This window comes from Diaphorobacter sp. J5-51, from assembly GCF_001023515.1.
Lineage (GTDB): Bacteria > Pseudomonadota > Gammaproteobacteria > Burkholderiales > Burkholderiaceae_C > Diaphorobacter > Diaphorobacter nitroreducens.
This window is the reverse complement of sequence record NZ_JSYI01000134.1, coordinates 76,991-90,246: the sequence shown is the minus strand read 5'-3', so window position 1 is coordinate 90,246 and position 13,256 is coordinate 76,991. Positions and strand designations below refer to the sequence as shown.

Sequence of the window (13,256 nt, the reverse complement as noted above, 5' to 3'; positions counted from 1 at the left end):
CGGCCAACGCGGGCGTCGGCGGGGGATTTTTCAACGGCCTGTTAAACGCGAAATTTGCCTTTTGCGCAGGCGCACCCAGCGCCGGCAGCTATTGGTCTGATAGCGCCAGAGCCAAACCACTCCACGCGCGCAGCACGCCATAGCTGCGCCAGGGGCGCCAGGCGCGGGCTACTTCGGTGGCGGCGCGCGCGGGTTGCGGCTGGCCCTGCACGCCCAGCGCCTTGTGCAGCGCCACGTCTCCGGCCGGAAAGGCGTCGGGCCAGCGCAGGGCGCGCATGGCGATGTACTGCGCCGTCCAGTCGCCAATACCGGGCAGCGCACGCAGCGCGTCCAGCGTGGCGGGTACGTCGGCGCTGGCGTCCAGCAGCAGCGTGCCCGCGTCCACGGCCTGCGCAAGCGCCACGATGGCGGCCTGCCGCTGGCGCACGATGCCCAGGCTGCCCAGTGCGTCCCCTTGCGCCGCGGCCAGAGCGGCCGGTGTGGGAAACAGCCGATGCAGGTCCGGCCATGGCGTGGCGATGGGCTCGCCAAAACGCTCCACCAGCCGCTGCGCCAGCGTGCGCGCGGCGGCCACCGTGATCTGCTGGCCCAGCACGGCGCGCACCGCCAGCTCGAAGCCGTCGAACGCGCCCGGCACACGCAGGCCGTCGCCCTCCGGGAAGGAGGGGTGCAGCACCGCGTTGATGGCCTGCGGGTCCGCGTCCAGGTCGAACAATGCGCGCACCCGCGCGATGAGCTGCGGCAGCACGGGCTGCAGGCCGTCGCTGACGCGCAGCCACAGCTGGGGGCGCCCGTCATCGAAGCCGGCTTCCAGCCAGCCGGTGAAAACGGTGCCCGCGCTTGCCAGCCGCACCGTTCTGCGCAGAACCTGCACCCCCGGCCCGGTGCGGATGCTCTCCATGCCGTGGATCTGCCGCGCCGCCAGAAAGCCCATCAGCGCGGCCGTGTCGTAGGGCGGGCGCAGGCCCAGACGCACCGCACGGGCGCCTGCCTGTACCCCATCGGGTGCGGCGCCTTGCCGGCGCAACTGGGTGGGATTGAGTCCGTAGTGGGTATTGAACGCCGCGTTGAAGCGGCGCACGCTGGCAAAGCCGCTGGCCAGCGCCACCTGGGTGACGGGCAGATTGGTATCGGTCAGCAACTGCTTGGCCGCCAGCAGCCGGCGCGTCTGCAGGTACTGCAGCGGCGAGATGCCCAGCGCGGCCTCGAAGATGCGGCGCAGGTGCCGGTCGCTCACGCCCAGGCGCGCGGCCAGCTGCGCGACCACGGCGCCGCCTTCGCACGCGCCCCAGGACTGCGGCGCATCCAGCATCCGTAGCGCCTGGCGCACGAGGATGCCCGATGCGTCCTGCACCGACCAGGCCAGCGCCTGCGGCGCCAGCTCGGGCCGGCAGCGCAGGCAGGGGCGAAAGCCGGCACTCTCGGCCTGCGCCGCCAGCGTAAAAAAACGGCAGTTTTCGCGCCGGGGCGTGCGCACGGCACAGACGGGGCGGCAGTAGATGCCGGTGGAGGTCACGCCGGTGAAGAACCGTCCGTCAAAACGCGCATCCCGGGCCCGCAGGGCCAGGTAGCGGGCCTCGTCGTCGCCCGCCGCAGAGGCGGTGCTGGCGGGTGGAGCAGGGGAATGAAGAACGTCGGGCATGGGGCCATGATAGGCACGCGCAGCCGTTCTACTGGCCGTTTTCGGACATGCGCCTGGCCGGCCTCAGTTGGGTCCCCGGCTGACAGGGGCGCGCCTGGACCGGGCCTACAATTCCGGCCTTTCTGCCGGCCTTCCTGCCGGCCTTGCCTGGACGGCGGACCTCCCGGTCCCGCCCCTTATCTCCAAGGAATCCCCTGTGCAGCTTTCTCCCGCGATCTTCAAGGCCTACGACATCCGCGGCATCGTGCCCAGCACGCTCAACGACGACGTGGCCCGTGCCCTCGGCCGGGCCTTTGGCACCGCCGCACTCGTGCAAGGCGAGCGTACGGTGGCCGTGGGACGCGACGGGCGCCTGTCGGGCCCGGCGCTCTCGGCCGCGCTGATCCAGGGCCTGGTGGACGCGGGCGTCGAGGTCATCGACATCGGCATGAGCACCACGCCCCTGCTGTACTTCGCGGCCAGCACGCTGTGCGCCAGCGGCATCCAGGTTACGGGCAGCCACAACCCCAAGGACTACAACGGCTTCAAGATGGTGCTGGCCGGTCGCGCGATCTACGGCGAGGAAATCCAGCAGCTACGCCGCACCATGGAGCAGCAGAGCTGGCAGCTGCGCGAAGGCGGCCACGTGCGCCACGAGGACGTGCTGCCCGCCTACGTGCAACGCATCGTGGGCGACGTGAAGCTCGCGCGGCCCATGAAGATCGTGGTGGACAGCGGCAACGGCATCGCCGGCGCGTCGGCGCCCGGCATCTTCCGTGCATTGGGCTGCGAGGTGATCGAGCTGTTCTCCGAGGTGGACGGCAACTTCCCCAACCACCACCCCGACCCCAGCAAGCCCGACAACCTGCGCGACGTGATCGAGGCCTTGAAGACCAGCGACGCCGAACTGGGCCTGGCCTTCGACGGCGACGGCGACCGCCTGGGCATCGTGACCAAGGACGGTCAGAACATCTTCCCCGACCGGCAGATGATGCTGTTCGCCCAGGATGTGCTGTCGCGCGTGCCGGGCGCACCCATCCTGTTCGACGTGAAGTGCACGCAGCGCCTGGCGCCCGCCATCGAGTCCGCGGGCGGCCAGCCGCAGATGTACAAGACCGGCCATTCGCTCATCAAGGCACGCATGAAAGAGCTGGACGCGCCCCTGGGCGGCGAGATGAGCGGCCACATCTTCTTCAAGGAACGCTGGTTCGGTTTTGACGACGGCACGTATGCAGGCTGCCGCCTGCTGGAAATCCTGAGCCGCCATGCCGACCCCAGCGCCGTGCTGAACGCCCTGCCCACAAGCCATTCCACGCCCGAACTCAACGTGCATTGCGAGGAGGGCGAGCCCCATCGCCTGACGGCCGAGTTGCAGGCGCTGGCGGCCGACGCGTTTGCGGCGCCGGCCCGCATCAGCACCATCGACGGCCTGCGCGTGGACTGGCCCGATGGCTTTGGCCTGATCCGCGCCAGCAACACCACGCCGGTGCTGGTGCTGCGCTTCGAGGGCCACACCGACGCCGCGCTGCAGCGCATCGAAGCCGCCATGCTGGCGCTGCTGGAACGCGTGAAGCCCGGCGCCCAGGTGGGCGGCGCCGCGCACTGATCGCGGGCAGCGCGGGCGGCATGCACCAGCTCATCCTGTGGCTCTACAGCCTGGCCGTGTGGCTGGCCACGCCGCTGCTGCTGCGCAAGCTGCGCCGCCGCGCGCTCACCGAGCCCGGCTACGCCGTGGCCGTGCCCGAGCGCTTCGGCCACTACCCGCCGCCCATGGACAGCCTGTCGCCGTCATCGGAGACCGAGGCCGACGAGCAGTTCATCTGGATCCACGCCGTCTCCCTGGGGGAGACACGCGCGGCGGCCATCCTGCTGAAGGAACTGCGCCCGCTGCTGCCCGGCATGCGCCTGCTGCTCACCCACGGCACGGCCACGGGCCGGGCCGAGGGCGAAAAGCTGCTGCTGCCCGGCGACGTGCAGGTGTGGCAGCCCTGGGACACGCCCTGGGCCGTGCGGCGCTTTCTGCGGCAGTTCCGCCCGTCTATCGGCATCCTTATGGAGACGGAGATCTGGCCCAACCTCGTCGCGGCCTGCCGCAGGCGGCGCATCCCGCTGGTGCTGGCCAACGCGCGGCTCAACGAAAAGTCGCGCGCCGGCGCGCGCCGGCTGGGCTGGCTGTCGCGCCCGGCCTACGCCGGCCTGTCGGCCGTGTGGGCGCAGACCGAAGACGACGCCGCCCGGCTGCGCGACGTGGGCGCGCAGGTGGCAGGAGTCTTCGGCAACCTGAAGTTCGACGTGGTGCCGTCACCCGCCCTGCAGGCGCAGGGCCGCACGTGGCGCGCCGCCAGCGCCCGACCGGTGGTGCTGCTGGCCAGCAGCCGCGAGGGCGAAGAGGCCATGTGGCTGGAGGTTTTGAAGCAAAAAACGCCTCTAGCGCCCGCCAGTCAAGCGCCAGCAGCTATTGATTCAGGAGTAAATCAGTCCGTGCAGTGGTTGGTGGTACCGCGCCACCCCCAGCGTTTTGACGAGGTGCAGCGCCTGTGCGAGGCCGCCGGCCTGCGCGTGTCGCGGCGCAGCCAGTGGACCGCGCAGCCGGACAGCGCCGATGTGTGGCTGGGCGACTCGCTGGGCGAGATGGCGCTGTATTACGGTCTGGCCCACGTGGCGCTGCTGGGAGGCAGCTTTGCGCCGCTGGGTGGGCAGAACCTCATCGAGGCCGCGGCGGGCGGCTGCCCCGTGGTCATGGGCCCGCACACCTTCAACTTTGCCGAGGCCGCGCGCCTGGCCATCGACGCTGGCGCCGCGCTGCGCGTGGCCGACATGGCCGAGGGCGTGGCCGCCGCGGCCGCCCTGGCGCAGGACCCGCAGCGGCGGAGGGCGCTGTCCGAGCGCTGCGTGGCATTCACCGAGGAGCACCGCGGCGCGGCCCTGGACACGGCCCTGGCCGTCCTGCAGCGCCTGCGCGAGGCCGTGGACGACCGTCCCGACTGAGCGGTCCGCCCGCGTTTCCTGCGATCACGACTGCGACCACGACTGCGAGGGCGCTGACACAGCGCAAGCCGCCGGCGTTGCCTGTCTCACCAAGCAATGCCGGGATGGCAGAGAATCGCTCCATCATGATGGACAAGCACTACCTCACGCCCCTGTTCACGCCCAGCTCCATCGTCGTGCTGGCCGGCAACGCCGATGCGCCCGATACGCACACGCCCCAGGCCAAGGTGCTGCGCGAGGCGCTGGCCGCCCAGCGCTTCACGGGCACGCTCACCTACCTGGACATCCATACCAGCGGCACGCTGGCCGACCTGGCGCAGACGCGTGCGGACCTGGCCATCATCGCCCAGCCGCCGCAGGACCTGCCCGCCGCGCTGGAGGTAGCGGGGCGCATCAACTGCCGCTCGGCACTGGTGCTGTCCAACGGCGTGGATGCGCAACTGGCCGAGCAGCTGCGCAAGATCGCGCGTCGCGAGGGCATCCACCTGCTGGGGCCCAATTCGCTGGGCATGCAGCGGCCGTCGCTGCAATTGAATGCCAGCGCCGCGGGGCCGTTGGCGCGCGAGGGGTCGCTGGCCCTGGTGTGCCAGTCGGGCGCGCTCACCTCGTCCATCCTGGACTGGGCCAGCAACAACGCGGTGGGCTTTTCCAGCGTGATTTCGCTGGGCCCGCACACCGACGTGGGGCTGAGCGAGGCGCTGGACTTCCTGGCCAACGATGCGCGCACGCAGAGCATCGTGGTCTACATGGAAGGCATCCAGAATGCGCGCCGATTCATGAGCGCCCTGCGATCGGCGGCCTATGCCAAGCCGGTGGTGGTGCTCAAGGCGGGGCGCAAGCCTGCAGGCAACGAGGCGGCGCAGACGCACAGCGCCGCCATCGTGGGCAGCGACGATGTGTTCGACGCCGCGCTGCGCCGCGCGGGCGCCGTGCGCGTGCGCTCGTTCGTGGAGCTGTTCTCGGCCGCGAAGTGCCTGGCCTCGCGCTACCGGCCCGTAGGCAAGCGCCTGGCCATCATCACCAACGGCGGCGGCCCCGGCGTGCTGGCGGCCGACTGGGAGAACGAGATCGGCCTGGACCTGGGCCGCTTTTCGTCCGAGACCTGCGCTGCGTTGGCGCCCAAGCTGCCGCCGCTGGCCTCGCTGGCCGACCTGATCGATCTGTCGGAAGAAGCGGGGCCGGAGCACTATCGCCTGGCGCTGGAGGCGGCGTTCCGTGACAAGCAGATCGATGGCTTGCTGGCCATCTTCTCGCCCAAGGCCGGCGCCGACGCCGAAGCCGTGGCCACCGTGCTAGCCGATGCCAAGCGCCTGGCCTCCAAGCCCTTGCTGTCGTGCTGGATGGGCGACGCCTCGGTGGTGCCGGCGCGCCGCATCCTGCGGGCGGCGCAGATTCCCACCTTCCGAACGCCCGAGGCCGCGGTGGGCGCCTTCGGCAACATCGCCTCGTTCTACCAGAACCAGCAGCTTTTGCAGCAGACACCGCCGCCGCTCACGACGCTGTCCAAGCCCGACATCGAGGGCGCGCGCCTGGTGATCGAGAGCGTGCTGGCCGAGCGGCGCAACGTGCTGACCGAGATGGAGTCCAAGACGCTGCTGGCGGCCTTCCACATCCCGGTGACCAAGACGCTGCTGGCGCGCAGCAGCCACGAGGCGATGATGATCGCCACGCAGCTCGGCTTCCCCGTGGCGCTCAAGATCGATTCGCCCGACATCGCGCACAAGTCCGACGTGGGCGGCGTGGCGCTGAATGTGCACAACGGATCGGCCGCGCGCGATGCCTACACCGACATGGTGCAGCGTGTGGCGCGGGTACAGCCCGGCGCGCGCATCAACGGCGTAACGGTGCAGAAGATGGCACGCGGGCGCCGCGGGCGCGAGACCTGCATCGGCCTGGTCAGCGACGAGCCCTTCGGCCCGGTGATCACCTTTGGCGCCGGCGGCACGATGATCGAGCTCATCAACGATCGCGCGATGGAGTTGCCGCCGCTCAACCAATTCCTGGCGCGGCGGCTCATCGACCGCTCGCGCGTGGCCGAGACGCTGGGCGAATGGCGCGGCGCCACCGCCGTGGACCTGGAAGGGCTGGAGCAGGTGCTGCTGCGCGTGTCCGAGATGGTCTGCGCGCTGCCCCAGCTGCGCGAGATGGACATCAACCCCCTGATCGTGGACGAGCAGGGCGCCGTGGCCGTGGACGCGCGCATCGTCATCCATGAAACGGCCCAGGGCGGCTCGCGCGGCGAGGTGGCCGGCTACGGGCACTACGGCCACCTCTCCATCCTGCCGTATCCGGCGCGCTATGAAGCAGTCTGGCCGCTGCGCGGCGGGGGTGAGTACCTGGTGCGCCCGATCCGTCCGGACGATGCTCAGATGGTGCAGCGCCTGGTCAAGGAACTGTCGCCCGAGAGCCGCTACTTCCGCTTCGTGTCGCAGTTGGCCGAGCTGCCGCCTTCCATGCTGGCGCGTTTCACCCTCATCGACTACGACCGCGAGATGGCCCTGGTGGCCGTGCACCGCGAGCGCGTGGTTCATGATGATGGCGAGGTGAGCCACAAGGAGCGCATCGTGGGCGTGTCGCGCTACGTGACCAACCCCGACCAGACGAGCTGCGAGTTCGCGTTGCTGGTGGCCGACGACTTCGCCGGCAAAGGGCTGGGCTCGCGCCTGATGCTCAGCATCATGGACGTGGCACGCGATCGCGGCCTGGCCGAGATCCAGGGCCTGGTGCTGGCCAACAACCCGACCATGCTCAAGCTGATGCGGCGCCTGGGCTTCGAGGTGCGCACCTTCGAGGACGACCCAGAATTCCGCCTGGTGGTACACCAACTGTAAAAGCCGATGGGCTGGCTCGTCACCAAATACCTGATCACCGCGGCGGTGGTGGTCGCCGTGTCCGAAGCAGCCAAGCGCAGCGACAAGCTGGGCGCATTGCTGGCGGCGCTGCCGCTGGTGACGTTCCTCGCGCTGGTCTGGCTGTACGTGGAAAAGCAGCCGCAGGAAAAGATCGCCAACCACGCTTGGTACACGTTCTGGTACGTGGTCCCCACGCTGCCCATGTTTCTGGCCTTTCCCTGGCTGCTGCCGCGCATCGGGTTCGGCCTGACCCTGCTGGCCAGCGCAGCCATCACCGTGGTCTGCTTCGGCCTGTTCGCGCTCGCCGTGCGGCCGCTGGGCGTCGAGTTGCTGCCCTGACCCTGCAGAGCTTTGCGGGACGGCCCACGCGCTATAAACCGTCCATGAAAACCCAGTATTTCACCGCCACCAGCCTGGACGGCTTCCTCGCCACGGAAGACGACTCGCTGGATTGGCTTTTCACCCTGGGCAGCCTGGAGGAATCCAGCTATCCCGCCTTCATCGCGCAGGTGGGTGCCCTGGCTATGGGGTCATCCACCTACGAATGGATGCTGCGCAACGCGGACGCCGTGCGCGCCGAAACGGGCTCCGCCTGGCCCTACACGCAGCCCGCCTGGGTTTTCTCCTCGCGCCGCCTGCCGGGCATCGACGGGGCGGACATCCGCTTCGTGCAGGGCGACGTGCGGCCGGTGCATGCGGCCATGCGCTTGGCCGCGGGGACGAAGAACCTCTGGGTGGTTGGCGGCGGGGACCTTGCCGGCCAGTTCTACGACGCTGGCTTGCTGGACGAGCTGATCCTGCAGGTGGGCTCGGTCACGCTGGGACGGGGCAAGCCGCTGTTTCCGCGCCGGCTGCCCAGCACCGCGTTGCGCCTGCTTGACGCACAGCCCCTGGGGACGGGCATGGTGGAGCTGCGTTATGCCGTGAACCGGACGAGTGACCCGGCGGACCTTGACCGCGAATGATGGTCTTTTAGACCTCTAGCGCTTATCCATCAAGCGCAAGCAGCTATTGTTTATATAGCGACAGCGGCTGGTATCGCAGGGTGTCAGCGACTCAGCAGGCTGTCCACCGCCACCACGTCGTCCATGGACAAGGTGCCGGCGGCCTGCTTGAGGCGCAGCGTGCCCATAAGCACGTTGTAGCGTGCCACGGCCAGGTCGCGCTTGGTCTGGTAGAGCTGGCTCTGGGCGTTGAGCACGTCGATGTTGATGCGCACGCCCACCTTGTAGCCCAGCTGGTTGGCTTCGAGCGCGCTCTGGGTGGACGCCTCGGCCGCCTGCAGCGCCCGCACCTGGCTCTGGCCCGACTGCACGCCGAAGAACGCGGCGCGCGTGGCCTGGGCCACGCTGCGGCGCGCATGGTCCAAGTCGGCACGCGCCTTGTCTTCCAGCGACAGGGTTTCCTTCACCCGGTTTTGCACCGCGAAGCCCGCGAACAGCGGCAGGTTGAGCGCCACGCCCACGCTGGCGACGTTGGCACGGGAGTGCACGCCCGGCATGGTGACGGTGCCGTTGGGCGTGCGCTGCACGCTGTAGCCCGCCTGCAGATCCACCGTGGGCAGGTGGCCGGTCTCGGCCTTGGCGGTCTCCAGGCGCGCCACGTCCAGCGCGATGGCTGCCTGGCGCACCTGGGGTTGCTGATCTTCCGCGACGTGCACCCAGCTGTTCACATCGGCCGGCTGCACCGCGGGCAGCTGCACCGGCTGGGCCAGGGGCAGCGGGGTCAGGCCCGAGCGGCCCACGGTCTACTCCAGTGCCAGGCGCTTGACGTGCAGGTCGTTCTCGGCCGCGATCTCCTGGGCCGACACCAGGTCGTGCCGCGCCTGGGCCTCGCGCTCGTCGGTCACCGTGGCGGTGCCGACCTCGAAATTGCGCTTGGCCGCGGCCAGTTGTTCGGCCACGGCAACCTTTTGGGCCTGCACGAAGGTCAGGGTGTCCTGGGCGGCCAGCACATCGAAATACGCCTGGCTCACGCGCACCAGCAGGTCCTGCTCGGCCGCGTCACGCTGCGCGCGGGCAATGTCGATCCCGCGCTGCCCCTGCTCGAAGCCGATGCGGTTGGCCGGCCGGTACAGCGGCTGCGAGGCCACCACCCCCACGGTCTGGGTAGGCGCGTGCAGGTCCAGCGGGGGCAGGGGGCCACGGGTCAGGTCGGTGCGGGCGTAGGTCACGCCCCCGTTCAGCGCGGCGCTGGGCAGCAGTCCTGCGCGCGCCTGCTCGGCGCGGCTGTCGGCGGCCTGCAACTGTGCCTGCGCGGCCTGCCACGGGGCGTCATAGCTGCGCGCCCACTCCACCAGCGTGGACAGGCTCTGCGCCTGCGCGGGCAGGGCGCCCAGCGCGCAGGCGCCCACGGCCAGGGAAACGGAGAGCAACCGTTGCAGTGATGTCATGGCGTTCTTCAGGAAGGTCTGCGGTGATCAATGGGAAGGCTGCAGCACGCCGGGCGACGTCCGTGGTGGCTCAATACCGGGGCACCGCCGGGTCGCGCTCATGCGACCAGGCCTCGATGCCGCCCGTGATATTGGCCACCTGGTCGAAGCCCTGGTGCGCCAGGAAGCCCGCCACCCGCAGGCTGCGCATGCCGTGGTGGCACAAGCAGGCCACAGGGCGGGCGGGGTCCAGTTCATCCAGCCGTGCGGCCAGCTCCCCCATGGGGATGGCCACGAGCTCAAACCCCTGGGGCGTCACGCTGGCGGTCTGCAGCTCCCACGGCTCACGCACGTCCAGCACCAGCGGGCGGCTGCCGGCGTTAGCGGTCAGCCAGTCGGCCAGTTGGGCAGGGCGCACGTGGTCGATCATGCAAAGGTTCCTGAAGGACGCTGAAGGGGTGTCAGAACTTGAAGCGGGTCGGCTCCGGGAAGTGGCGCAGGCGCGGCACCACCACATCCCAGGGTTGAGTGGTCTCGTACCGGTCACCTTGGCGGCGCACGAACGTGGCGCGCATCATCGGCATGTGGCCCACGAAGGCGCCCAGGCGGCCGCCGTCGCGCAGCAGGCCCAGCAGGCGCTGGGGAATCTCGGCCACCGAGCCGCTGAGCACGATCACATCGAACGGACCATCGGGGATGGGGTCCAGCGCGCCGTCGGACTGGCGCACCTCGGCGTTGTCCACGCCGGCACTGCGCAGGTTCTCGCGGGCGAACTCGGCCAGCTCCGGGACGATCTCCAGCGACACCACGCGCTCGGCGCGCGCGGCCAGCAGCGCGGCCATGTAGCCCGAGCCCGCGCCGATCTCCAGCACGCGGTCGGAGGATTGCACCTGCAGATCCTGGAACATGCGCGCATCCACGCGCGGCGCCAGCATCACCTGGCCCAGGCGCTCGGCTTCTTCCACCGAGGGGTTCAGCGGGATCTGCGTGTCGATGAAGGCGGCCCCCTGGTAGGCCGGAGGCACGAACTCCTCGCGGCGCACGGTGAACAGCAACTCCAGCACCGCCTCGTCCAGCACGTTCCACGGGCGGATCTGCTGCTCGACCATGTTGTAGCGGGCCTGCTCGGTAGGATCGCAAATGTCAGCGGACGTGTTCAGAGGCATGTTCATGGGGTACTCCGGAGGCGGGTCACTGTGGTTCAGACAAACCCCTGATTCTAGGTCGGCCGCACGCACAGCCCCTGCAAGACGTTCTCGGCCTGCAGGCGGATGTACTCCTGCGCGGAGAACGTGTCAGGGTTCGGGATGCACAGCGACAGCGAAGGCTGCGAGAACATCAGGAACATCAAGGGCGCCAGCACCAGGTAGACGGCATGGTCCAGATCCAGCGGGCGGAACTCGCCACGGTCCATGCCGCGCTGCAGGATGCGGCGGATCAGGCGGTGGCCGGGTTCCACGACCTCCCGGCGGTAGAACTCAGCGATCTCCGGGAAGTTGTTGGCCTCGCTCAGCATGAGCTTGCCCAGGCCCGAGGCCTTGGTGGAGCCCACGCGCTCCCACCACGTCTGAAAGCAGTACTGCACCAGTTCGCTGCTCGTGCCCTCGAAGGTTTCCATCTCCAGGTCCCATTCAGGGAAGCGGCCCGCAATGTTCTTGCGCACCACGGCCTTGAAAAGGTCTTCCTTGCTGGGGAAGTAGAGGAACAGCGTGCCCTTGGACACGCCCGCGCGCGCGGCGACCTCGTCCACCCGGGTGGCGGCAAACCCTTTTTCCACGAACAGGTCCAGGGCAGCGTCCATCAATTCACCGGGCCGGGCTTCCTTGCGGCGGCCGCGGCGCGGGGGTTCGGACGATTCGGGGACTGGGGGGAGGGAGATCATAAATTACTGACTGACTGGTTAGTAATATAACAACCCGCCTTGCCCCCGTCAACGCAAGGGCAGACGCGGGACGGCGCCTTCGCTTCATTTCTATGATGAGGCTTTCATCCCCTTCACGAGGCGCAATCCCATGTCCGATCTGCAATCCATCACCCTCGGCGGCGGGTGCTTCTGGTGCACCGAAGCCGTGTTCGACCGCGTGCGCGGCGTGACCGACGTGCAAAGCGGCTATGCCAATGGCGACGTAGCCGAGCCCACCTACGAGCAGGTGTGCAGCGGCACGACCGGCCACGCCGAGGTGGTGCGCGTGACGTTCGACCCCGCGCAGATCGGCGTGCGCGAGATTCTGGAGATCTTCTTCGCCACGCACGACCCCACCACCCTCAACCGCCAGGGCAACGATGTGGGCACGCAGTACCGCAGCGCCATCTACTTCACCGACCCCGCACACCAGGACGTGGCCGAAGAGCTACTGCGCCAGATGGGGCAGGACAAGCTCTTTGGCGCGCCCGTGGTGACCGAGGTGGCCCCCCTGGTGAACTACTGGCCCGCGGAGGACTACCACCAGGACTACTACCGCAACCACCCCAACCAGGGCTATTGCGCCTTCGTCGTGGGGCCGAAGGTGGAGAAGTTCCGCAAGACCTTCGCACGGCACCTCAAGCCCGGCGCCTGACCGCTGCGCGGCCCAGGTCGCCGCCAGCGGGTCCACCGCCTTCCCAAAGCGGCGCATCCGCGCAGCCTTTTGGGAATCCCCGCGGGTTCCTGCGCTATCCTCCCGGGCCCGCGCCGCAACAGCGGCGCGGTGTTACTTTGGAGGAAGCAACCCATGAAACCCTGGCTCGCCACCCTGCTGCTGGGCTGCGCCGCCGTCGCGCACGCGCAGGAGCACACCGCGCAGCAGACCAAGGCCGACATCGAGCGCCACCGCGCCATGGCAGCAGCGCACGAGGCCGCTGCCAAGTGCCTGGAATCCGGCAAGGGCGAAGAAACCTGCCGCAAGGAACTGCAGGCCGCCTGCAAGAACCTGGCGATCGGCAAGTACTGCGGCATGAAGCACGCCCACTGACGACTGCACCTTTCACCCAGCCCGCATGTCCCTGACACCCGCGCTCTTGCCGCAACTGCGCCGCCGCCTGGCCCTGACCTGGCTGCTGCTGGCGCTGGTGCTCGCGCCCGCACTCGGACGCATGCACCAGGTGTTGCACCTGCCCGCGGGGCAAGGGCTGGCGCATGCCTTGCACGGCGACGGGCATGCACGGGATGCGGCAAGCGCCGGGCAACAGGCCCTGGACACCCTGCATGCGCTGTTTGCCGGGCACGGCGCCGCGGACTGCCAGGTGCTGGACGAGCAGACGCTGGTGGGCGCCGCGCTGGGCCAGGCCCCCGCGCAGGTCCAGGCACAGCCGCAGCTGCCCCCTGTCAGGTCCCCCGCGCCGGTGCCGCGCGCGGGCCGGGCGGCGCCTTTCCATGCCCGCGCTCCGCCCCTGAGCGCCTGAGGCTCCCCGCCTCGCGCCGCCGCCTTTGCATGTCGGCGTCGCA

At 69.5% G+C, this 13,256-nt stretch carries 12 protein-coding genes and 1 pseudogene; 8 read left to right on the top strand and 5 right to left on the bottom strand.

Annotation, left to right across the window (positions count from 1 at the left end; translation table 11 throughout):
• Positions 1–88: 88 nt before the first annotated feature.
• Positions 89–1,642, bottom strand: coding sequence for a DNA-3-methyladenine glycosylase 2 family protein (locus tag OX89_RS17045; protein ID WP_047351504.1), 1,554 nt, complete (start codon positions 1,640–1,642; stop codon positions 89–91).
• Between the two features lie 196 nt (positions 1,643–1,838).
• On the opposite strand from OX89_RS17045, the gene OX89_RS17040 reads away from it, so the two are divergent.
• The 5 genes from OX89_RS17040 to OX89_RS17020 all read left to right on the top strand — a co-directional run bounded on the left by OX89_RS17040 (position 1,839) and on the right by OX89_RS17020 (position 8,426).
• On the top strand, positions 1,839–3,227 hold the full coding sequence (locus tag OX89_RS17040; protein ID WP_047351503.1) for a phosphomannomutase/phosphoglucomutase: 1,389 nt from the start codon (positions 1,839–1,841) through the stop codon (positions 3,225–3,227).
• A 20-nt stretch (positions 3,228–3,247) separates the two neighbouring features.
• Entirely contained in the window at positions 3,248–4,609 is a 1,362-nt protein-coding gene (locus tag OX89_RS17035; protein WP_047351502.1) for a 3-deoxy-D-manno-octulosonic acid transferase, read from the top strand.
• A 125-nt stretch (positions 4,610–4,734) separates the two neighbouring features.
• Complete coding sequence (locus tag OX89_RS17030; RefSeq protein WP_047351515.1) at positions 4,735–7,440, top strand: bifunctional acetate--CoA ligase family protein/GNAT family N-acetyltransferase; 2,706 nt, start codon at positions 4,735–4,737, stop codon at positions 7,438–7,440.
• A gap of 6 nt (positions 7,441–7,446) precedes the next feature.
• Positions 7,447–7,800, top strand: a complete 354-nt coding sequence (locus OX89_RS17025; protein WP_011805267.1) for a DUF3147 family protein — start codon at positions 7,447–7,449, stop codon at positions 7,798–7,800.
• Between the two features lie 44 nt (positions 7,801–7,844).
• Positions 7,845–8,426, top strand: coding sequence for a dihydrofolate reductase family protein (locus tag OX89_RS17020; RefSeq protein WP_047351501.1), 582 nt, complete (start codon positions 7,845–7,847; stop codon positions 8,424–8,426).
• A gap of 83 nt (positions 8,427–8,509) precedes the next feature.
• On the opposite strand, the pseudogene OX89_RS17015 reads toward OX89_RS17020, so the two are convergent.
• The 4 genes and pseudogenes from OX89_RS17015 to OX89_RS17000 all read right to left on the bottom strand — a co-directional run bounded on the left by OX89_RS17015 (position 8,510) and on the right by OX89_RS17000 (position 11,714).
• Positions 8,510–9,853 (bottom strand): annotated as a pseudogene (locus tag OX89_RS17015) (TolC family outer membrane protein).
• Positions 9,854–9,923: 70 nt separating this feature from the next.
• Complete coding sequence (locus OX89_RS17010; protein WP_011805270.1) at positions 9,924–10,262, bottom strand: rhodanese-like domain-containing protein; 339 nt, start codon at positions 10,260–10,262, stop codon at positions 9,924–9,926.
• Positions 10,263–10,293: 31 nt separating this feature from the next.
• Positions 10,294–11,004 carry a protein-L-isoaspartate O-methyltransferase gene (locus tag OX89_RS17005; protein ID WP_047351500.1) on the bottom strand — a complete coding sequence of 237 codons (711 nt, stop codon included), beginning with the start codon at positions 11,002–11,004 and terminating at the stop codon, positions 10,294–10,296.
• Positions 11,005–11,051: 47 nt separating this feature from the next.
• Positions 11,052–11,714 (bottom strand): TetR/AcrR family transcriptional regulator, encoded by a 663-nt coding sequence (locus OX89_RS17000; RefSeq protein ID WP_047351499.1) that lies wholly within the window; start codon positions 11,712–11,714, stop codon positions 11,052–11,054.
• Positions 11,715–11,844: 130 nt separating this feature from the next.
• Here OX89_RS17000 and msrA point away from each other — a divergent pair, with 130 nt between their 5' ends.
• The 3 genes from msrA (at position 11,845) to OX89_RS16985 (ending at position 13,213) form a co-directional block, all read left to right on the top strand.
• On the top strand, positions 11,845–12,390 hold the full coding sequence (msrA, locus tag OX89_RS16995; protein ID WP_011805273.1) for a peptide-methionine (S)-S-oxide reductase MsrA: 546 nt from the start codon (positions 11,845–11,847) through the stop codon (positions 12,388–12,390).
• A 153-nt stretch (positions 12,391–12,543) separates the two neighbouring features.
• Positions 12,544–12,783 carry a hypothetical protein gene (locus OX89_RS16990; protein WP_047351498.1) on the top strand — a complete coding sequence of 80 codons (240 nt, stop codon included), beginning with the start codon at positions 12,544–12,546 and terminating at the stop codon, positions 12,781–12,783.
• Positions 12,784–12,808: 25 nt separating this feature from the next.
• Complete coding sequence (locus OX89_RS16985) at positions 12,809–13,213, top strand: hypothetical protein (RefSeq protein ID WP_011805275.1); 405 nt, start codon at positions 12,809–12,811, stop codon at positions 13,211–13,213.
• The last annotated feature ends 43 nt before the right edge of the window (positions 13,214–13,256 follow it).

Coding starts and splice junctions, on each gene's coding strand:
- OX89_RS17045 (WP_047351504.1), bottom strand. CDS start 1,642: ATGCCCGACGTTCTTCATTCCCCTGCTCCACCCGCCAGCACCGCCTCT.
- OX89_RS17035 (WP_047351502.1), top strand. CDS start 3,248: ATGCACCAGCTCATCCTGTGGCTCTACAGCCTGGCCGTGTGGCTGGCC.
- OX89_RS17030 (WP_047351515.1), top strand. CDS start 4,735: ATGATGGACAAGCACTACCTCACGCCCCTGTTCACGCCCAGCTCCATC.
- OX89_RS17025 (WP_011805267.1), top strand. CDS start 7,447: ATGGGCTGGCTCGTCACCAAATACCTGATCACCGCGGCGGTGGTGGTC.
- OX89_RS17020 (WP_047351501.1), top strand. CDS start 7,845: ATGAAAACCCAGTATTTCACCGCCACCAGCCTGGACGGCTTCCTCGCC.
- OX89_RS17010 (WP_011805270.1), bottom strand. CDS start 10,262: ATGATCGACCACGTGCGCCCTGCCCAACTGGCCGACTGGCTGACCGCT.
- OX89_RS17005 (WP_047351500.1), bottom strand. CDS start 11,004: ATGAACATGCCTCTGAACACGTCCGCTGACATTTGCGATCCTACCGAG.
- OX89_RS17000 (WP_047351499.1), bottom strand. CDS start 11,714: ATGATCTCCCTCCCCCCAGTCCCCGAATCGTCCGAACCCCCGCGCCGC.
- msrA (WP_011805273.1), top strand. CDS start 11,845: ATGTCCGATCTGCAATCCATCACCCTCGGCGGCGGGTGCTTCTGGTGC.
- OX89_RS16990 (WP_047351498.1), top strand. CDS start 12,544: ATGAAACCCTGGCTCGCCACCCTGCTGCTGGGCTGCGCCGCCGTCGCG.
- OX89_RS16985 (WP_011805275.1), top strand. CDS start 12,809: ATGTCCCTGACACCCGCGCTCTTGCCGCAACTGCGCCGCCGCCTGGCC.